Genomic DNA, 22190 nt, shown 5'->3' with positions numbered 1-22190 from the left:
ACAAAATGTATTTTTTCTGGTCTCCCCCTTTAGGGGGCCGGGGGTACTATTCCTATAATCCTGTATCTGTGTAAATGACCCTGATCCCTATGACGTTTAACACCCTGAAAAGGCTGACCCCAGTCCTTTGTATCACGCTGTTTGTTATGCCCCTGTTGAGCCGGGCGCAAAAGACCAAAGCCAGCGATTTTATTTATGTGGCCACCGATGGAAAAGGCAACGCCATGCGTTTGCGTTGGGCGCCTTCCTCGGCATTTTTGTGGCAACTGGGTAACCGGTATGGTTATACCATAACAAAGTATTCGGTCTCCAAAGACGGTACCCTGCCCGCCGGTTCCCCCAAACAGGAACTGATCTCCGCTGCACCGGTAAAACCCGCCCCCGCGGCCTTACTAAAAACCTTTGCCGAAAGAGATTCCATGATCGCCGTAATGGCATCACTCATCTACGACAGCACACCCGTGGCAGCCAGTGGCACCGGCAGTATTGCCGGCCGCAATTCCCAGTTGACCCAACGGTTTGGTTTTGCGCTGTTGATAGCCGACCTCGATTACGGGGCTGCACAGGCGGCGGGACTGGCCTTTACCGATAACCATGTTCAAAATGGCGAGCGTTACATTTATAAAATAACGATCAATATACCCGAAGCGCTGAAAAAAGAAGTGCCTTATATAGAAGGCGCGGTGTTCTGTGTGGGTGGCGAAGCACGGCGCATGCCCGGCATAGGCATGCCCGATCTGGAAATAAGCGACAATTACGCCACGCTCAAATGGAACATCGAACATTTGACCGGCTTTTACACCGCTTATGAAATTGAACGGTCAGGCGATGGCATACATTATTCACCCGCAACCGAATTACCATTTGTACAAATGTCGAAAGGTAAGACGCCTACCCTGGCCACGTTTACCGACTCGTTGTTTCAAACCAATACCGATTCCATTTATTACCGCGTACGGGGCATCAATGCGTTTGGCGACAAAAGCGCCTTTTCCCCCCGGGCGGCGCAGCGCAATTTCATTATCCCGGTGTACCGGCCGCATATCGACAGCGCTTACAATGTACCCGGCGCAAAGGTGCGCGTATGCTGGCGGCTGCCCGATAGCATTGCCCGCAAAACAGCAGGCCTGCATTTGCTGGTAGCCAATAAAGCGGAAGGCCCTTATTTCCCCGTTACAAAAAATATGTTATCACCTGTTGAGAACGGGTATACCGACTCGGTGCATTTTGTAAGCAATTACTATAAGTTGTCGGTAGTGTATAAACAAAACAACAAGACATTTACATCGCTCCCCTATCTGCATATGGGCGAAGATTCCATTGCCCCCATAAAACCGGTGGTCATAAAAGCCGTCGTTGACTCATTGGGGAAAGTGACCCTTCGCTGGAAGGCCAATCCCGAAGCCGACCTGCTGGGTTACCGCGTGTTCCGCGCCAATGGGTTAAAGGAAGAGTTCACAGAGATCACCCGCCATCCTTATGCTGATACGGTGTGGCAGGATGCACTCAATTTAAATACGCTCACCACGCATGTGTATTATACCCTGCTGGCGGTTGACCGCTATTTCAATGCCTCGCACTATTCAGATACGGTGATGCTGAAACGACCCGACACCGTAGCACCGGCGCCGGCCGTCATTGCCAATGCATTTATGAAGGGAGAAACGGTACAACTGGCCCTGCTGGCCACGCACAGTCCTGATGTAATGATGTACCGCCTGGAAAGACTGAATACAGCCACTTCAAAAGAACCCGTATTGCTGGCACAACTATCACCTTCAAAACAGGACTCTTTGTTTTACACCGATACGGCGGTGGTGGCAGGCAACACTTATCAATACCTGCTGTATACCATCGACAGCAGCAACAACCGCAGCGTAAACCGCTCGGGCCTCGTGCTGTTTGACCCGGCCTTTCGCAAAGCCGTGCAGTTTAACCAGGCATCAGCCGACAGAACCAAACAGCTTATTCAACTGCAATGGGAATACCCGCTTACCGGCGTGCAGAAATACATTATCTACCGCAACAAAGCCGGCGGCGCCTTCACCACCCTGTGCACATTGACGGGCAATGAAAAGCAGTATACCGATAAGGAAATAAATATCAACAACACCTATGGCTATAAGATCAAGGCTGTATTCGACGATGGTAAACACAGCCAGCTAAGCCCGGTGAAAGAAGTGATCTATTAGTAACCCCCGAACCCTATGGAACAAAAAGATACCTTATTACAAAAAAAATTCCTGGCTGTACTGGTGGCGGCCCTGGTGCTGGGGCATACCGCTTCGGCACAGTACACCCTCGATGCGGTGGACCAGGTTGGTTTTAAAAAAGGGATCCACATGAACGGCAGCTTTAACCTGAGTTCCGTGGCCTATGCGGCATCGGGCATCCCCGCGCGCCGCAATCCCTTCGACTGGTTTGCCACCGGTTCCATCAACCTTAATTTGTTTGGCATTTCGGCGCCCTTATCATTCAGTTACACCAACGCACAGCTGAGTTATTCGCAACCGTTCAACCGCATAAAAATAATTCCGCAATATAAATGGGCCAAACTGCACCTGGGTTCAGGCTATATGAACTTCAATGACTATACGCTGGCCAACCATGTGTTCACCGGTTATGGTATTGAGCTTACGCCAAGGCAGTTCAAATTCATGGCCATGAAGGGTACCCTGCAACAGGCCGTACCCTATGATCCGCAGAACCCTTCCGCCATGGCGTATAAACGCAATGCCATGGGTTTCCTGGCCGGCATCGACAAGGGAAAATGGGGCGTTGAGCTGAGTGCGTTGCAGGCAAAGGACGATCCCAATTCTATTCCGGTAATTCCGCCAACAGCGACGGTGTTCCCGCAGAGTAACCTCGCCACCTCCCTCAAGGTAAAAACACAGGTCACCCGTTGGTTGCGTTTCGATGCCACCTATGCCCTGTCGGCCCTCACCACCGATAACCGCGACGGCACGGTTGATAAAGAAAGCACCGGCACACCCGGTGGCGCGTATTCGCTGCTGGCGGCCCTGTATCCCAAAAAGACCAACACGTCGTATTTCGATGCGGTGGACCTTTCAGCCGGGCTTATGTTCAGCCGCTTTAATCTGCAGCTGAAGTACAACCGCGTAGCGCCGGGCTATACATCGTTGGGCGCCTATTATACCAACAACGACCTCGAGAATATCACCGTAGCGCCGGCCATTGGCTTGTGGCACGGCAAGATCAACCTGAGCGCCAATGTGGGCGTGCAACGCAATAACCTCGATCATTCAAAGAACGCCACCAATAAACGCATCGTAGCCTCCGGCAACCTGGCCTTCAACCCCAGCCAGCACTGGAGCTTCAATACTAACTTTTCCAATTTTACCATGCACACGCGGGTAAGGCCGCAAAGCGATCCCTTTTATGTGAACGGGCTCGACAGTCTGAACTTTTACCAGATCAACCAAACGCTCACGCAAATGGCCATGTATATGTGGGGCGGCAACAACAACCGGCAAAGCATTCTGTTAACCGTAAGCCGTCAGCAGGCGCAGGACGAAACCAATGCAGCCACCAGTACGGCCAGCACCAGCACTTTCCTCACCACCAATACCGGGTATACTTATATGCAGGTGCCCCATGCCTTCAGCGTGTCGGCTGCCTTTAACTATTATACCAACAAGGTGCAGGAGATAAAAACCAATTACCTGGGGCCCAGCCTTACGGTCACCAAAGGGTTTATCCATAAGCTGTTGCCCGTAAATGCGGGCGTTACCTATAATGCCACCACTATCAATGGCAATAACGCGGGCAATGTGCTCAATGCGCGGCTGGGGGCCAGTTTCAGCCTGCCGCTGGCCAAACAGGCGCCGGCAGCCATGCCCACCACGCCCGGTAAACCAGCCAATGCAAAACTGGTGAATAAACCCCGGCATACATTCAACTGTAACCTCCAGTTCACCAGCAAAGGCGCTTATGGCGCTAATGCCGCTTATAAAGAATGGACCGTGAACACCGGCTATGTGATAAGTTTTTAAAAAAGAAGATGAAAACCGTACGATTATGAAGACCCAACAAAACCTTATTGAATTGATATACCGGCGTTGTACAAACGGTAAAAGAGTATGGCTTACCCTGGTGGGCCTCGTGCTGGCCATGGGGCTGCGTGCGCAATGCCCCGGTTGTGATGTGAGCGTAAGCGCCCATACGATCTGGTATGCAGCCACTACCCATAGTGATGCCAACTGGGGGTATAATCCCTGGGGGGTGAACCCGTACCGGCGCAACGATCCGGAGTTTACCGAGAACGGGGGTATTATTCCCAATAACGATGGTATACTGCTGGCCGGTTACGACTTTGTTTCAGACGCCGTTACCTGGTGTCCCTATTATAATGATAAATTGTTCTATTATGATCCGGAACATTCATTTACCCGTTCCTGGAGGATCCCCGCCTATCCTATCAGCAAAATTTCCCAAACGACGCCTATTGACAAAGTGTTTTCCCGGTTGGGCATAATTTTTACCACCGGCACCACCTGGAACGACCCCTGCACCCCGCAGGACCTGTGGATCACGCCATCGGTTAACGACGGTGGCAAAACCACCACCATCAACGAGGTTTTGTACGGGCATGAAAATGCAAAAACATTCTGCGGCGAACATTACAACCTGATGCGTTCTTTTAATTATACAGTTGAATTGCCAAAGTGGAATGCTAATGCTGCTGACTTTCTAAGTGTTTGCCAGGACGCAGGTACCACCTACTACCTGCCCAATTACTTTTCCGTTTCCGGGGTAAATTTTAATGTCGACAACCAACTGGATACCGCCTGGCAATTCCCCGACTTCCCCGACCTCACCGAGCAATACCAGTACGATCACGGTATGTACACCGTTAGTTACCCACAGATCTGGGTAACCGACTGGAGCTATCCCGGTGGCGGATACTACACAGATGATCTTGACAATCCTATCTATACCTACAACTACCCTGATTTTCCCAACTATACCCAGGACTATCAGCGGTCGTATGGCATGTATAGTATTGTTACCAAATACATCACCACCCTGAATCCGGCCGATCTGTCGCCCGGCGTGCATACCATCTACGCCAGTAAAACCTACGATAACGGGGCTTACGATGGCACCTTTGGTTCGCACCGCGGCGAAGTGCAGTTCCCGTTCACTATTACCATACTGCCCGCCGCACCTATAGTAGGCAATGTATCAGTTACGCCCAGTTGCCCGGGTGCGCCCAATGGCACTGTTACCATTTCTGGTGTTAGCGGTGGCGATGGCAATTACCGGTATATCTTACGCAACGGGGCCGGCAATACTACGGCTTGCGATCCCGAACAGGGCACCTGCTTTGATGTAAGCGCCTGGGGCCGTTTTTCGGGCGGCGCCTATACCATCACGGGCATAGGCGAAGGCGAGTATACGCTGTGGATCGCCAACGCCGGCAATACCACGGGCGCCTGTGCACGCACCTACCCTGTTTCCGTTACCAAATTATCGGTGATGGATACGCTGCCCATCACCATCCAACATATCAGTTGCCCCGGTGGCAACAACGGGCTTATACAGGTAACCGATACCGGTGGTCTGGCCCCCTATACCTTTACCTTGACCGCGGGCAGCAATACCATCACCAATGCCACCGGCGAGTTTAAGACCCTGCTTGCCGGCACCTATACCATGAGCACCAGCGATGGTTGCGGTCACCTGGTGCAACGCACCATTGCCCTTAGTGAACCTTTGCCCGTGACCATCACCACCACCGCATCGGCCACCGATTGTAATAACCCCGCCAATGGCGCTCTTGAGGTCACTGCAGCGGGCGGTTCAAACACCTTCGATTATTACCTGTACGACAATAGCGGCAATACCGTCGCCCAACAACTGGCCAGCACCGCCACCACCTGGCAAATTCCCGCCCTTGGCGCAGGCAATTATACGGTGTCGGTTAAGAACACCGCCGCGGCGAGCTGTGCAGCTACCGAAAAACCAATCACCATCGATGGCCCACCGGCCCTGGTGCTCACGTTTAAAGGTAAAACCAACAATACCTGCTCCTACGATGCCCTCGGCACGCTGGCGCTTGAAGCAAGCGGCGGACAGCAGAACGGATATATCTTCTTTATAAGAAATAATCTCACGAATGTTACCCTGCAATCCACTACCGGTAATTTCAGCAATTTACCGGCAGCCCCCTACACCGCCTGGGTGCGCAATGCAGACCTTTCCTGTCTCGATTCAACTATTTACGCATCAACCATCGACATCTGGGCGCCACCGGCGTTGAATATAGTGGCCAGCGCTACCGATATTACCTGTAACGGCAAAGGCGATGGCACCCTGCAGGCCAGTGTCGGCGGCGGTACGCCCGGGTACAATTTGCAATGGCAGTTATGGGATGCCCAGGCTGCCAACTGGCTGCCTGCGGGCCGCACCGGTTTGTCGGAAAATAATCTGCCCGAAGGCAGCTACCGGTTGCTGACAACCGATCAAAACAATTGTACCGGTTATTCCAATACTGTTACCATTGCTGAACCCGGCACCCTTACGATCACCGCGGTGAACCGTACCGATATAGTTTGTTATGGCGGAACCGGTTCCATTCAAATGACCGCGAGCGGTGGAAATGGCAGTTACGTATATGAAATGTCAACCGATAATGGAACCAGCTGGAATGCCTTTACCGCGGCAACGGCCCTGCCGGCTGCCAGCTACCAGCTGAAAGTAAGCGATGCCAAAGGCTGCAGGACCCTGTATAATCAAACGGTGGATATCACTACGCCTGCCAATCCATTGGCCATAAACTATACCCTTACCAATTATAATGGGTTCAATGTGCCCTGTTACGGCAGCACCAATGGTGTGGTGCAGTTACAGGCAACCGGTGGCAATGGCAGCACCTACACCGGATATACTTTTGCGGTCGACAATGGAGCGTACAGCGCTACCACACCCGTTACCACCGGCGCCGGCACGCATACTTTTTCGGTGCAGGATGCCCGCGGCTGCGTGGTCAACACCTTCGCTACCTTAACACAACCGGCCGCGCAAATGCAGGTAACCATCAGCAGTCAGCGCAACAATGATTGTGCGGGCGGCAAAGCAGGTGAAGTAACTGTTGCAACATCCGGCGGTACCCCGCAATATAGCTTTAGCATCGATGGCACCACGTTCCAGCCATCACCTGTATTCAGCGCCCTGGTTTCAGGCAGCTACCAGGTGTTGTCGCGTGATGTAAATGGTTGTACCAATACGGTACCCGTAACCATTGTTGACCTCAATGCCCCCATCACCAGCGTGGCGGCCATCAGCAATGTGTTATGCTACAATGGCAACGACGGACAGATCAGCCTTACGCCCGGCGGTGGTGTGGCGCCCTATAATTATGCCTGGAAGAACAGTACGGTTACTGGTAATGTGTTGAGCAACCTGCCAGTTGGCAGCTACGCAGTGACCATTACCGATAGCAAGGGTTGTAATTACACTGCCAGCTATACCGTAGCACAGCCGTTGCAACCGTTGTCGGCCACTACGGTTGCCCGGCCGGTTTGCGTCAACAATCCATTTGGCAATATTATATTTTATGCACAGGGCGGTACCGCGCCGTATGTATATTCCATCAATGGCGGTACAGCCTACAGCAGCACTATGCAGTTCAACAATATCGCTGCAGGCAGTTACCCCGTTACCGTAAAAGATGCCAATGGTTGTACCTGGGCAGGTAATGCCACCATTGCGGTGAACGGCACCAACCCCACCCTGAATTTTTTGGTGAGCACCAATCAAAATGCGCTCGATACGCTGCAGGTGTTGGAGGTATGTACGCCAAAGCCCGATTCCATTCAATGGACATTCGATGCCAGCGCGCAGATCATCGATCACAATATGTTCAGTCCGCTCATTAAATACCCTAAGGAAGGCAGTTACCCCGTGATCATGAAGGCCTGGTTTGGCGGTTGCGATTTCACCACCAGCAAGGTGATCACTATTAATCCATACGATCCCAATGTGGTGAACAATTACAACAACCACTATGGTATCGATACGGTGGTGGCGGCGCCCAATCCCAATACCGGCAATTTTACGCTGAAAGTAAAACTGTTTAAAAAACAGCGGTTGTTGGTGAAGATCTATTCCGTGGCGGGCATGCTATTGTGGAACAAGCAATGGGATTATACCAGCGAGGTGTCGGAGGCCGTGTCGCTGCCATCGAATGTGGGCAATGGACTGGTATTTATAAAAGTACTCACTGATGATGATGCGCGTGATGTACCCATAATGATCGCCAAATAAACAGAACACGTACCCTATTAAAAAACATTGAACGAACCAATGACTATGAGGAGCCCGTATTTCTCAGCCCGGTTAAAAAGATGCGTGCTGTTTATGATGAGTGCGTTTTGCCTGGTGCAGGCAGCGTGGGCACAGGTGGCGCCGGTAGATATTACCGTGCAGCTGGTGCCCCCGTATACCAGCCGTATTGTAGATTATGTGTCGCCCGGCAACGAAAAGCTGCGCATCATTGCGCTGCAGCGCGACCTTACGCAAGCCTCGTACCGTTTCTTTTTACGTATGGAGGTGAGCGTGAATGGACAGGTGCTGTTCCGCACCAGCCGTAACTGGCAGCCAACGCCCATTACCGTGGCGCCCGGCACGCCGGTTATCCTCGATGGAGCCGACCTGCAAGCGTATTTCGATGCCAATCACCTCGACTTCGTGAATTTCAATCGCGACCGGTATGTGGCCAATCCCAATTTGCCGGAGGGCTATACATCTATTTGCTTTACTGCGTATGACTATAGCCGGCCCGATGTGGCGGTAAGCCAGAACAATTGCGGTAATTATTTTCTGGCCCTGCCCGAGCCGCCGATGTTAAACTATCCGGCTTGTGGCATGCAGGTGCGGGCGTTAATGCCCCAGCAGGTGATCTTTAGCTGGGTGCCCATGAACATGGGCAATGCCGCGGCCCAAAGCACGGTATATGAGTTGAGTGTGTATGAGAACCGCGACAACCGCAATCCTAATGATATTGTGCAGAACGTGGCGCCCATTTATACCACCCGTACTTCGGCTACTACGGTGGTGTATGGCCCGGGCGAGCCCATTCTGCAAACGGGATTCAATTATGTGTGGCGGGTGCAGGCCGTGGATGAAAAGGGGCAGCAGGCGTTTAAGAATAACGGGTTCAGCCAGCCCTGTTATTTTACGTACAGTACCGACAGCAGTGTGAACTGGAACAATGCGCAGCCGCTAAAGATCTACGCCCTGGCCATGACGGAAAAGAACGCCAAAATAGGCTGGCAACCCGATAAGGATATCTCCTACGATAAATACACGGTGTATTACCGTAAGCAGGGTAACGACAACAACTGGTTCAACAATACGCTTACCGATACGGTATTTTTTGTAAGCAACCTGGAAGCGAATACCACGTACGAAACGCGGGTGCAGGGCATTAAGGGCGCCAGTTCAGGTATGTACAGCGATATTGTTCACTTTACCACGCCGCAAAAGAAGGTGGTTGATTGTAAAGAGAGCGCCGGTATACTGGCCGCCTATAACGGCAAGCCCTATACCCGGGGTATGCATAATGACATTGTGCATTATGGCACATTTGAGTTAACGCTCGATAACATTCAACAGGGGCAACCGGGTTATTACAGCGGTACCGGTACGGTTACCATCCCGTTCATGCTGGGTATGACGTTCAGCGTCACCTTCAACAATATTCAGATAGATGATGCCATGCAGGTAACAGCCGGTGAAGTGATCTTCGACAGTGAGGGGGTTGATAAATGGCTGGCGAGCACGCAAACGGTGAATACCGTTATCAAAAACCTTAGTGATGGTATCAAGCAATTGTTAAACAGTACCGTGAATGGCGATGATAAGGCCTGGATAAAATTGGAAGAACAGGTAAAAGAGCTGGCGAAACAGGAACTGCCGCAGGTGTTGAACGACAGCCTGAACAGCGCCCTGCAGCAAATGGATAACGCAAGAACCGCTTATGCCGAGGCCAAACAGGCCTATAGCAATGCCACCACGCCCGAAGCCAAACAGGCTGCGCAAGACAAAATGGACGCGGCGGAGAAGCAGTTCAACGATTCCAAGAAAACCATTGACACGCTGGAGCAGCAGAAGGCGGAAATGGCCAATAACGTTACCAAATACATGCTGAAGGCAATCAAACAGCTGAAAGCGGAAGTGGATGCGTTACAGAAAGATAATGCGAGTACGCCAAAATCAGCCACTACCAACAATGAGGCGGCTGATGATGTAGCAGTGGTAATCTTACGGAAAACCACTATTACCGGAAACAGCGGTATCGATAACCTGGAAGACCTGTCGAAAGCGAGATTGAAGACCATCGCCTCCAAATATTTTATCCTGGTTAACAGCCTGTTCAGTTATTATGGCGAAAACGACAAGCCTTCATTTGAAGACGACAATGCCATCAAAGGAAAAGAGCTGGTGAAATATGCTATTGACCTGTATCAGCAGAAAGTACCGGAGCAGGAACTGGTGCAAAAGCTCCACGACAAATTACAAACCATGCTGATCACCATTTCAAAACAACTATAAGCAGATAATAAAAAGATTTGTATGAGAAACATAGTTGCGCTTTTATTGGTATTGACCTTTGCCGGTGCGGCTTTTAACAACTCGTTTGCCAATAATCCCGGCGTTAAAACCGGCAAACAGCAATTCAATGAAAGAGTGATAGACCGGCTGTCGAAGCAATTCGTGGCCACGGTGACCTATAACAAAACTCATAAGAACAAAAAGTATTACATAAAAGACGCCGGAGATATCCCGTTCTTTAATGCCTGGTTCTCCAGTGAAAATGCCAGCAAGTTGTTACTCGACAATTATCTGGCGCTCGACACAAAATACGAAGAGCACATCAACGACTATATAAACAAGTTACGGGAGCAATACCTTCCTGAAAAATACAAGGACTTCCAGATCTACTTTATGGTAGCAGGCATGTTTTATACGCCTGATGTTTCAAAAACAGATGTGGATATGGACCTTGACTGGAAAAAGGTGCGCTCTATTTCGTTTGACAATATGCCCGCCACGGCAACCAATGCACCCTATGCTACAGGCACAAATGATGAAGCGGTGCTCCAGGATTATGACAAGCGGGTAACAAAGGCCATTTTCGAGACGGTACAGGGCAAGAAAAATATTACCATCTCAAAGACCGATAAAACAATAATCATTTACAAATGGTTCCTGTTCGACATTGACTTTAAAGATGGAACGCTGGAAAGCTATCTGAAAGGCAACACGACCGATGCCAATAACATGCTGAATACTGCAACATCAGCTGCCCGGCCGGTCATGTTCATGGAAGATGGTTGTTTGTATAAGAAAAGCTCAGCCGTATTAAATGAAATAACCTCGCTTCAGCAATTCCTTGCGTTGGATGGAGATAACAGCGACCTTATAAGCGTGGCGAATATGACCGAGCAGCGTAACAAGCTGATGAAGGACGTTACCAATGCGTTTGTTTATTTTTATCAGAAGGAGAATTCCTTAATACCCGATGATTTTTGCACCCGCCCCGATGCGGAAAAAGAAACTATCCTGGGCAAACTGGCGGCCACTTATAAAAATGCCCCTACCGGCGACTGGGAGACCGCGCCCTTCCGCAACCCGATCCTTTTTTCAAATATAAACTGGGAAACCCGGAAATGTATCCTGAGCTATCTGTTGAACAAGACCGATTGCAACGATGCCAAGGGGATGTTTATGAATAATGCCTGCGAAAACATGGTCATTGATGCCATTGGCGGCGTCAGGGAATCGGATAAAACGCAATTACTGGAATATTTTAATGATCCCATCTACTTTAAGAAGTTAGTCGACCGGCTGCATGATGCGGGGGGCGAGGATAATTATACCGGGGTAATTTATGCGCTTGCCAGCATGGCGGCAAGTGTAGGGTATTGGGATGAAAATAAAAACGACATCAGCGATGCCCTGTTCGATTTTCACAATACCAAAAAGGATGTCGCAACCTTTATTGTTCAGGAAACAGATTTTGATCAATCTATTGATTATAGTAAGGGCCTGCATTTCAAGATCTCCTGTGGACAATATTCTTTTAGTGATGGTTCGTATCAGAAAATATCCTCTTCCGAGGACAATTTTGATTGTAAGCCGTTCACTCCGGTGCAGTTTGTTTACAGTGATAAACTGGAGTTTGTTGTACAAAAGCCGAATGGAACCTACCCGGTACCGGGCGAAATAGTGACCGTGCCGGCTTTATACCTGCAATGGTTGGTAAGTACTGATTTTAAAATGAGTTCGATAAAAAAGGCACACACCACTTTAATGGTGGTCTCCCTGTTAAATGGCGTTGGCACCTTCGCTACCGCTACCAGCATAGGCGCCAGGATCTGGGCAGCAGGTGATGTGCTTGCTACATCAGCCTCATTGGTATGCACAAATACTGAATTCAGATCATATGTTAAAGAAAGATGGGGCGATGATGGCCTGGATGTGCTTGGAACAATCAACACACTGGGCTCCTGGTATGGTGGCGCCTATTTGGGAAGAGGCGCGCTTAAATACCTCGCCGATAAAATTGAGCGGCGTGCTGTTATTGCAGCGATCGGACAAATGAGAAAAGATATAGAGCTGGCAAGAAGATTCGCCCGGCAGGCCGATGCCATTGATGATGCCGCAGTTGCAATGGATAAGGCGGGGATGAAGTTGATCCAAAGTGTATTGGAAGAATCCGAATGGGCCGTATTATTTCAAAACAGCGATCTGGCGTCGTACAAACAAGCATTGCTTTCTGACCCTTCTTTAAGGAAGCTTGGCCAATACATTATGCTCGAGGAAGAAGCAGTTATAAAATATTATACTACAAATGCGGGGTATAAAGAATTTAATAAGGCGCTGAGAGGTGAAATTACAATGACAGATTTCTTTATCAAATATGAAAAGGCATTAAACCAGGCTCTTAGCAAATTGCCTGCTTATCCGCAACAGGCTGTTTTATGGAGGGGGCTTAAAGAGATAGATTTAGATAGAGTAAAGGATCTGTATAAAGTAGGTACGGTTGTAACAGAAAACGGATTTGTATCCTGTGCGAACAACGTAAACGACTTTATTAAATCAAGCAGGATGAGAGACTTTAATATAATAATTAAAATTGAAGGGAAAAGTGGTAAATTAATCCAGGAAGCGTCAACTTTGCCTGAGGAAGCCGAGGTTTTAATTAAAAGCAAAACAAATTTTGAAGTAATAAAATCAGATATGCAATTACATCCTGATGTCAGGTTTGAAGATGCTAACGGTTATCCTATGATTTGGACAATAGTTTTAAAAGAATTATAACTTATGAATACAGTTCAAGATTTTAAAAAACAACTTTCAGATGTCGAGGCTAAAATATCAGAATTGCAAATAAGCCCTTCTACCTATGAGACCATTGCATTATTGAACAAAAGGCTGTTTCTGGGAAAAAAGATAGCTCAAATTGAGTGGAATGAGCTAAGTGATACGGAAAAGGGAAAAAAAAGGGATCAAGACTTATTTTCAACTGAAAAGTTTTTCCAAAAATATCCGGAAGATGTTAAAAATAAATATTTATATAAAAAGCAGTATATTCTTCTGGTCCAAAAGGTAAAGATTTTGATAAATATCAGCTCTTTATATCAGCCCCTTTTCAGGACTTTATTAATTGTTTTGGACAGCAATGATTACATAAATATTCATGATAATATATGTATTAAAGCTTTATTTGAGCAGATTAAATCTGACGAAGAAGCAGCTAAGGAATTAGTGAATGCGTATATGATGTTGTTGCAAATACCGTATGAAATATAAAGTTTGGAAATTTAATCGAACCCTGACCTATAGAACAATCTATACTATGAGTAACAATTTCGAACTAAGCGATGAAGAAAAAAGTATCCTTCAGAAACAAAAAGACCTGGTAGAAGCCGGTAAGAAAAAAGCGGAATCTTTTTGGCTGGAAGAATACCCTCATTTTACCATCGATGAAAAAATTAAATACTGGCTTGCCAGTATTCATCGTGGCATGCGCACGCAGGGAGAAGCTACTGCAGATGAGTACAGCGAGTTTTCTGCTGCATGGTACCAGCATGTGAAGGAAAAGGAGCCGGATTTTGATTCGCTATTTGAAAAAGTTGTGCCGTTGTTAGGATTTTATTTTGACTGGAAGGAATATGAAAAACGGATAAAAGCAACGTAAAATAATAACTGATTTCGACTGACCCATTTCGCCCTACAGAACATACTTCTATGAAAACTATCCGTACAACCCTACACCTGTTGTGTATGCTCCTGTTGGCAGGGGCCGGCACATTTGCGCAAAGCAAAACCGGCGATACCGCCCGGGTGAACTATGCTATCAACCTCAGTAGTAAGTTGGTGAACGACAACCGACTTGTCAGTGACCTGCAGGGCGCTGCCAAAAGCCAGCTACCCGTTGGCATACCCGCCGAGGTGGGCGGCTCCCGCGTAGTCATCTGTGTTGATTCGGCCAAACTCACGCCAAGGGGCGCGCTCTTCAACGCCTATGCGGCCATCGACTTTCCGCAAACCACCAAAAAGCTGGCCTTCGCCGCCAAAGACATCGCCTTCAATCCCGGCGGTATTGGCGGCAGTAGCCAGGCCCGCCTGATGCTCATCTCCGAAGTATCGTTCCCCGTGTTCAATAACGTTACCCTGCACCTGCTGCCCGATGGCGGCAACTATGTGGAATGGGATTGTAACGGCTTCAAAAAAGTACACCTGAAGGGAACATTCACCTTCGACCGCTCCCTCATCATCCCCGACTCCCTCATCGATGATGGCGTGTCGGAAGTAACCGCCAAATTTGAAGTGGATATTACCGACCCCAAAAATTTCCTGGTCACTACAAGTATATCACCGTTTACTTTACCTACGGCAAAGGACCTCTCCTTCGCCGTATACGATCTCACGGCCGATTTCAGCGATGTGGCCAGTCCGCCAAATGCGCAATTCCCGTCGGCCTATCAACAGGAATTCGCCGGCGATATCAATCTGTGGCGTGGCTTTTATGTGAAAAAGGTCTCGGTGGGGCTGCCCGCTTTCCTCGCCGGCAAAACCGGCCGCAAGACCGTAGAGGCGTATGATTTCCTGGTCGACGACCAGGGCGTGAGCGGCACCATTGCCGCCAAGAATGTGCTCAACATGGGCGAAAGCGCTTCCAGCTGGCCGTTGTCGGTAAAGGACCTCTATATAACATTATTGCAGAGCAAGCTCATCGGTGGTGGATTGGGTGGCAATCTCAACATCCCCTTCCTCGGTTCCGATTCCATGAAATATACCGCCATCATTGCCGAAAACGAAGCGCATGGCTGGGATTACCGCTTTTCGGTTGAACTGCCCAGTGACCGCAAATTTAATATGCCACTGGGCGGCACCCTGTCATTGAACAAGAATTCGTTGGTTGAATTCGGCCGCATCAATGGCAAAACCTATGGCCGCGCCTTGTTAAATGGGTCCTGCGCCATCAATCAACCCATACTGAATGTGGAAGGCGTTCGCTTTGAAGGACTGGAACTGATCACCGAATCGCCCTATGTGGTGGCGGGTAAATTCGACTTTGCCTGTAACCAGGCCACGCTGGGCAATTTCCCTATTTCGTTCACCGAGATCGGACTGCAGGCCGGCGGTGGTAAATTCGGGTTAAGCTGTATGGCCAACCTGAATATTATGAACGCCAGCGACAACACCAATTCGGTGGGCGTGAAGTTCTTTGCGAAAGCCGCCGTGGTAGAAAAGAAAGAGACCAACGACAAAGGCGTCACCTTTACCTCGCATAAGTTTGAATTTGCCGGTATCGACGTCAGCAAGATCAAGGTCGATATCAGCATCAGCGCGTTTGCGGTAAATGGTTATATAGATATCATGAAAGATGACCCGGTGTATGGCAATGCGTTCAGCGGTAATTTATCGCTCACCATTCCCATCCTGAAAGATCCGGTTACCATCAATGCCATTTTCGGCAGCAAACAAACTTTCCGTTATTTCCATTTCGATATTTATGCCCCGCTGGGCAAGGTACCCATCTATCCCCCATCGTTGTACCTCACCGGTATCATGGGTGGCGTGAGTTACCATATGTCGAAACCCGATAATATCGCCGATAAACCCGATCTGGCCGTATTCAATGCGGCGGCCAAAGGCGGTTCCGATGCGGCAGATCCCATGATGCAGAAAAGCCTGACATCGACGCAAATCGGTTACCTGCCCGATTCTACGACTGCTCTTCATTTAGTGAGCGGCGTTACCATGGCTTCGCAAAGCGAGAAATCATTCAATGGCAATGCCATCCTGGAAATGGCGTTTCGCACCGGCGGTGGGTTAAAGTTCATTCAGTTCACCGGTGTGGCGTATTTCCTGAGCCCGGTTCAGCCATTTGATATCTCGTTACCTGAATTCCAAAAGTCCGCGCCTATTGCTTCCAGTGGGTCCAACCCGCAGGCAGCCTTCTGGGCCAAACTGAAAGTACTGTACGATAACGACAACCACAGCTTCCATGCCAACCTGCTCACCTACCTCAATATCGCCAATATCATCAAGGGCATCGATAACGGCATGGTGGGCGAAGCGGTGATCCATTTTGATCCGCACGACTGGTACATTTATGTGGGGCGCCCCAGCAAACCCATGGGTGTTGATATTGCGGGGCTGGCCCAGTCGCAGAGCTATTTTATGATGGGCACCAAAATTGAAAGCATTCCCCCACCCCCGCAGGAAGTAAAAGATATTTTGGGTGAAACCGATCTCGATATTGGCGGCGCCCTCGATGCGTATGCCACCGGCCGCGGCATCGCCTTTGGCGCCCGCATAAAGGTGGGCATCGATGTTAGCCTTACGCCTTTCTTCGCCTCTATAAAAGCCGGCGCCGGCGCCGATATCATGATCCGCCAGTATACCGGCGTTACCTGTAAAGGCAGCAGCAGTGAAATAGGCTGGAATGGCTGGTACGCTACCGGTCAGGCCTATGCTTACCTGCAGGCCAAAGCGGGTATTAAAGTTGGCCGCAAATCGTTTACCATCTTTAATGCAGGGCTGGCCGCGTTGTTACAGGCCAAATTGCCCAACCCCTCCTGGTTCAAAGGCGAGTTTGGCGGCCGGTACAGCGTGCTGTGTGGCGCCGTAAAAGGAAGTTTCAAGATCAAGTTCACCATCGGCGACCAATGTGAAATGGTAACCGGCGGCAGCGAGATCGGCGACATCAAAGTGATCCAGGACCTGAAACCCGATGATAAGCTGACCGGCGTTGATGTATTCACCTATCCGCAGGTGAGCTTTAATGTACCTGTTGAACAGGAAATGAAGATGATGAATATGGACGACAAAATGGAAAGCTATCGCATTAAACTGGATGAGGCCAGCCTGTACAACGGCAACACGCCGGTGAGTGGCAGCCTGCAATGGAACAGCAGCAATGATGTAGTGGCCATCGGTACGCCCGATGTGTTGCCGCCGCAGCAGGCGTTGCGTTTTGCGGTGAACCTGCATTGGGAAAAGAAAGTGAACGGCGCCTGGCAGCCGCTGATGAACGATGATGGTACGCCGGCCAAAGAAAGCAAAACTATTTCCTTTACCACCGGCGAGGCGCCCACCACCATTCCGGAAAACAACGTGGCCTACAGCTACCCGGTGAAGGAACAATATAATTTCCACCCCAAAGAATACGGCCAGGGCTATATGCAGCTGAAGAGAGGGCAGCCCTATTTGTTCCAGGCAAGCGATACGGGCGGCAGTTATACGTATGTAGCGCGGTTAAGCCCATTGAACGGGGCCAGCCCGGTGGAAACGTCATTTACGTACAATGACGCCAGCCGCACCATCAGCTATACCATACCACCCAACATGGCACTGGGCACTATTTACAACCTTGACTTTGTAAAAAAGCCCGCGAAGAGCGGCGCTGCTGACCGCAACGTAACGCAGAATGCCCAAACAACCGGCGATGCCGACAATGCGGTCACCGTTACCAGCAACAACCTGACCGGTACTATTACCCAAAACCTCGAGCACAACCTGTATAACAATTATTTCCGTACCAGTAATTATGCCGCGTTCAGCGACAAATGGGATGGGCTCAACAGCTGGCAGGACCTGTTCGATATTGCCACCGGTAATCTGTACGTGCTGGCCAAACGCGGTTCCGCCCCCGAAACCTTTGATCATTTGGAACTGTACGGCAAAGACACGCTAACACCGGCGCTGGTGCAAACTGTGGCGCTGCCTTCAGCGGCCTGGTACAGCAATGTGCAAAACCCGTTGATGTATGAGCTGTATGGAAGCAGTGGCCTGCATGTGAGCTGGCGCGATGAAAAAGAGAAAGGCGTTGGTCCGTTAAAAGCGGTTAACTGGCGGAACCTGGGTGCACCGGGCGATTACTCGCTCACCACCGACGACCTGCAGAACAGTTATGCCAATGCGAAGGGCGGCCAGTTACAACTGGAATATTACCTGAGTTGGTATGCGTTCCAGGATTTCATTGACCTGCGCAATGCAGCGGCATTCCAGTACATACAGTTAAATGGAAATGTGCCCGAAGCCACGCGCCGCCTGCTGAGCGCGCAACAGTTTACCGATCTGTTGCCGGGCAATTATCCGGTGAAGGTGCAGTATATGCTTCCTGGTATACATAAAGTAACTTCTACGAAACAATTGCAGATCAGTTTTTAATATAAGCCGAAGTAAGAGGTAGGAGGTATGAAGCAGGAAGTAGGAAGTAGGAAGAACCCGAAATTCGAGACTCAAACTAAATAGCGAGGCCCGGCATTGAGACTCTTCTTACCTCTTACTTCATACTTCATTACCCTATTCATTCCTTACGTTACAATTAAACAAAATTATTCTTTTCAAAAAAACTTACTCTAGTGGAGGCTCCACATACTGTTCCTCAGCCGGTTCCAGCTGATGCCGCATAATGAGGCGGGCGCAGGTATTCCACCGCAACAGGGCGTCATCGTTACCGGGCGGGCGTATGGCTTCCGCTTCTTCAAATAATTCCATGGCTTCGCGCAGCCATTCGTACGCGGCAAAATGACTGCCGCGCATGCCCCGGGTGAAAATGGAGAGGCCTTCCCGTTCACAAATGATGCCTGCATAATATTTTTGTTCATACTCATTTGGCAGCCGCAACAGTAGTTGACGCGCCCGGCTTATATCGGCCGGATCGGCCGTGCCGAACTGATCGGTAATGGCCAATAGTAAAGTAATAATGGCTTTTGCATGTTGCGGATCTGCATCCAGGATGTCGAGGCAGATGCTTTCGGCCAATGCGGGTTCGTTCAACAGTCGGTAGCGTTCTGCTTTTTCAAGCGCTGCGGGAATACATTCCCGGGCGATATGTTTTATTTGAAACATGGTTTACGATTTAATTGTTTTCTTTGAGCGAAAGAGTCGAAACAATCTTTTTACCGGATCATAAAACCGGTCGGCCACCCTTTCCTTCAGCGGAATGATGGCGTTGTCGGTAATGGTAATATCTTCAGGGCAAACCGAAGTACAGCATTTGGTAATATTGCAATAGCCGATGCCGTTTGCTTTCTTTAGATCATCCATACGGTCTTCTATATCGAGCGGATGCATTTCCAACGCAGCGGTATACACCAGGAACCGCGGGCCAATAAACCGGTCATAGAGCTGGTGTTCGCGCAGCACATGACAAACATCCTGGCACAAAAAACATTCAATGCATTTGCGGAATTCCTGTACGCGGTCAATATCCTGCTGGTACATGCGCCAGGTGCCGTCTTTGGCATCGGGCGCGCGGGGTTTGAATTTTTTTATTTTTTTCTTTACGCTATAATTCCACGACACATCGGTTACCAGGTCTTTGATCAGCGGAAAGGCTTTCAGGGGTTGTAACAACACCGGTTTATCGAGCGGGAGCTCACTGAGTCGCGTCATGCACATGAGTTTGGGCAGTCCATTGACTTCTGCCGAACAGGAGCCGCATTTGCCGGCCTTGCAATTCCAGCGTACGGCCAGGTCATTGGCCTGTTCGGCCTGGATCTGGTGTACGGCATCCAGCACCACCATGCCTTCGGCCACTTCGGTGGAATACATTTCAAATTTTCCACCCGATGCATCGCCACGCCATATGTGAAAATCGGCTTTCATAATTTTTATTTCATCTCATCAATGATTTGAATAAGGTCAGGTCGCATAGCGGTAAGAGTTTCCCTTTTTACCAGCATCTCCCCGCCCTTGCCTTTTACAATGATCAAATTACAGTTGCCCGTTTGCTCATCTTTTTTCGGGTAGTCTTCCCTGAAATGGGCGCCGCGGCTTTCTTTCCGTTCAATGGCCGCGCGGGTAATGGCTTCCGAAACGGTCAGTAAATTTTGCAGGTCAAGGGCCGTATGCCAGCCGTTGTTGTATTCGCGGTTCCCTACTACTTTTACCTGGCCGTATCGCGCCTGCAGTTTTTGCAATTCGTCCATTGCTTGTAATAATTCATCTTCTTTACGAACGATGCCAACAAGATCCTGCATCACCTCCTGCAGGTCGTATTGCAGCTGAAAGGGATTTTCACCGGTGGTGCGTTCAAACGGTTCCAGCACCTGCCGGGCTATGCTGTTTACTTCCCGTTCATCGATAGTGGCGGGCCAGTTGGCTGCAGCAAATCGCGCCGCATGCTCGCCCGCGCGTTTACCAAACACCAGCAGGTCGCTCAATGAATTACCACCGAGGCGGTTGGCGCCGTGCAAGCCGGCAGCGGCTTCACCGGCGGCAAACAAACCCGGTACGGTACTCATTTGCGTATCGGCATCAACGCGAATGCCGCCCATCATGTAATGCGTGGTGGGCCCCACTTCCATGGGTTCGTTGGTGATATCGATATCGGCCAGTTTTTTAAACTGGTGGTACATGCTGGGCAGTTTTTTCTTTATGTAATCTGCCGCATGGGGAATTTTTGATTTTATCCAGGAGATGTCGAGAAAGACGCCGTTGTGCGGACTGCCCCTGCCCTCTTTGATCTCGCGAACGATGCAACGGGCCACATGATCGCGGGTAAGTAATTCGGGTGGCCGTTTTGCCTGTTTATCGCCTTGTGTATAGCGCCAGCCTTCTTCTTCGTTATCAGCTGTTTGTTGTTTATACAATTCGGGGATGGCCTCAAACATAAAGCGTTGGTGCGCGTTATTGAGCAGGATACCGCCTTCACCGCGCACGCCTTCGGTTACCAGGATGCCACGTACGCTGGGCGGCCATACCATACCGGTGGGGTGAAATTGCACGAACTCCATATCCATGAGTTCGGCCCCGGCATTATAAGCCAGGGCATGGCCATCACCGGTATATTCCCAGCTGTTGCTGGTAATTTTATACGCGCGGCCAATGCCACCCGTAGCTATAACAATGGCTTTGGCGCGAAATAATTTGAACTGTCCTTTCTCGCGTTCATAGCCAAACGCGCCGGCGATGCGCTCGCCCCCTTTCAGCAAGGAAATAATAGTGCATTCCATGTGCACATCAATGCCCTGGTGAATGCCATGGTCCTGCAGGGTGCGGATCATTTCGAGGCCCGTACGGTCGCCCACATGCGCCAGGCGCGGGTATTTATGGCCGCCGAAATTGCGTTGGAGAATGCGGCCGTCTTTTGTGCGGTCGAACAGGGCGCCCCAGGCTTCCAGTTCGCGTACGCGGTCGGGCGCTTCTTTGGCATGCAGTTCGGCCATGCGCCAGTTGTTGAGGTATTGTCCGCCGCGGAGGGTATCGGCAAAATGTACGCGCCAGTTATCGCGTTCATCCACGTTGCTTAAGGCCGCGGCAATACCGCCTTCGGCCATTACGGTGTGCGCCTTGCCCAGCAGCGATTTGCAGATGAGCCCTACCGACACCCCATGGGCCGCCGCTTCAATGGCCGCACGAAGGCCGGCGCCTCCGGCGCCGATGACGAGTACATCATAATCATATGTGTCGTAAGTAGACATGATTTGAATTTCGTGAATGTGAATACGTTTGTTACCGGTTGCCAGTTCCCGGTTTCCGGGCCTTTAATGCGGAATGCCTGTCAATAATCAACCTCCCCAAAATTGAGCCCCGGCAACTGGTACCCGGTAACCGGTAACTGGTTCTGCCCCGGCAACTGGTACCCGGTAACCGGTAACTGGTTTGAGCCCCCGGCAACTGGTACCCGGTAACCGGTA

General features: G+C 50.0%; 11 protein-coding genes. 8 read left to right on the top strand and 3 right to left on the bottom strand.

What is annotated here, in order from left to right; genetic code table 11:
* Positions 1 to 89: 89 nt before the first annotated feature.
* The 8 genes from A3860_RS18810 to A3860_RS18775 all read left to right on the top strand — a co-directional run bounded on the left by A3860_RS18810 (position 90) and on the right by A3860_RS18775 (position 18714).
* Positions 90 to 2192, top strand: coding sequence for a fibronectin type III domain-containing protein (locus A3860_RS18810; RefSeq protein ID WP_081148410.1), 2103 nt, complete (start codon positions 90 to 92; stop codon positions 2190 to 2192).
* 15 nt (positions 2193 to 2207) lie between these two features.
* Positions 2208 to 4013, top strand: a complete 1806-nt coding sequence (locus A3860_RS18805) for a hypothetical protein (protein WP_081148408.1) — start codon at positions 2208 to 2210, stop codon at positions 4011 to 4013.
* Positions 4014 to 4038: 25 nt separating this feature from the next.
* The gene (locus A3860_RS18800; protein ID WP_081148405.1) at positions 4039 to 8289 is read left to right on the top strand and encodes a hypothetical protein; all 4251 of its coding nucleotides are present in this window, start codon (positions 4039 to 4041) and stop codon (positions 8287 to 8289) included.
* 93 nt (positions 8290 to 8382) lie between these two features.
* The gene (locus A3860_RS18795; protein ID WP_158085306.1) at positions 8383 to 10578 is read left to right on the top strand and encodes a fibronectin type III domain-containing protein; all 2196 of its coding nucleotides are present in this window, start codon (positions 8383 to 8385) and stop codon (positions 10576 to 10578) included.
* Positions 10579 to 10599: 21 nt separating this feature from the next.
* The gene (locus tag A3860_RS18790; RefSeq protein ID WP_081148401.1) at positions 10600 to 13350 is read left to right on the top strand and encodes an ADP-ribosyltransferase domain-containing protein; all 2751 of its coding nucleotides are present in this window, start codon (positions 10600 to 10602) and stop codon (positions 13348 to 13350) included.
* A gap of 3 nt (positions 13351 to 13353) precedes the next feature.
* On the top strand, positions 13354 to 13842 hold the full coding sequence (locus A3860_RS18785) for a hypothetical protein (protein ID WP_081148399.1): 489 nt from the start codon (positions 13354 to 13356) through the stop codon (positions 13840 to 13842).
* A 46-nt stretch (positions 13843 to 13888) separates the two neighbouring features.
* A complete protein-coding gene (locus A3860_RS18780) occupies positions 13889 to 14230 on the top strand; it encodes a hypothetical protein (RefSeq protein WP_143774175.1) in 342 nt (113 codons plus the stop codon).
* 50 nt (positions 14231 to 14280) lie between these two features.
* Positions 14281 to 18714 carry a hypothetical protein gene (locus tag A3860_RS18775; RefSeq protein WP_143774174.1) on the top strand — a complete coding sequence of 1478 codons (4434 nt, stop codon included), beginning with the start codon at positions 14281 to 14283 and terminating at the stop codon, positions 18712 to 18714.
* Between the two features lie 186 nt (positions 18715 to 18900).
* Here A3860_RS18775 and A3860_RS18770 read toward each other — a convergent pair whose 3' ends face one another.
* The 3 genes from A3860_RS18770 to A3860_RS18760 are packed head-to-tail and all read right to left on the bottom strand — an operon-like array spanning position 18901 to position 21974.
* Positions 18901 to 19398, bottom strand: coding sequence for a hypothetical protein (locus A3860_RS18770; RefSeq protein WP_081148393.1), 498 nt, complete (start codon positions 19396 to 19398; stop codon positions 18901 to 18903).
* Positions 19399 to 19401: 3 nt separating this feature from the next.
* The gene (locus A3860_RS18765; protein ID WP_081148391.1) at positions 19402 to 20157 is read right to left on the bottom strand and encodes a succinate dehydrogenase/fumarate reductase iron-sulfur subunit; all 756 of its coding nucleotides are present in this window, start codon (positions 20155 to 20157) and stop codon (positions 19402 to 19404) included.
* A gap of 5 nt (positions 20158 to 20162) precedes the next feature.
* The gene (locus A3860_RS18760) at positions 20163 to 21974 is read right to left on the bottom strand and encodes a fumarate reductase/succinate dehydrogenase flavoprotein subunit (protein WP_081148389.1); all 1812 of its coding nucleotides are present in this window, start codon (positions 21972 to 21974) and stop codon (positions 20163 to 20165) included.
* Between the last annotated feature and the right edge of the window lie 216 nt (positions 21975 to 22190).

The sequence above is a fragment of the Niastella vici genome (genome assembly GCF_002077945.1).
GTDB classification, from domain to species: domain Bacteria; phylum Bacteroidota; class Bacteroidia; order Chitinophagales; family Chitinophagaceae; genus Niastella; species Niastella vici.
The sequence above is the reverse complement of the archived record's forward strand: the minus strand, read 5'-3'. Positions and strand labels throughout refer to the sequence as shown.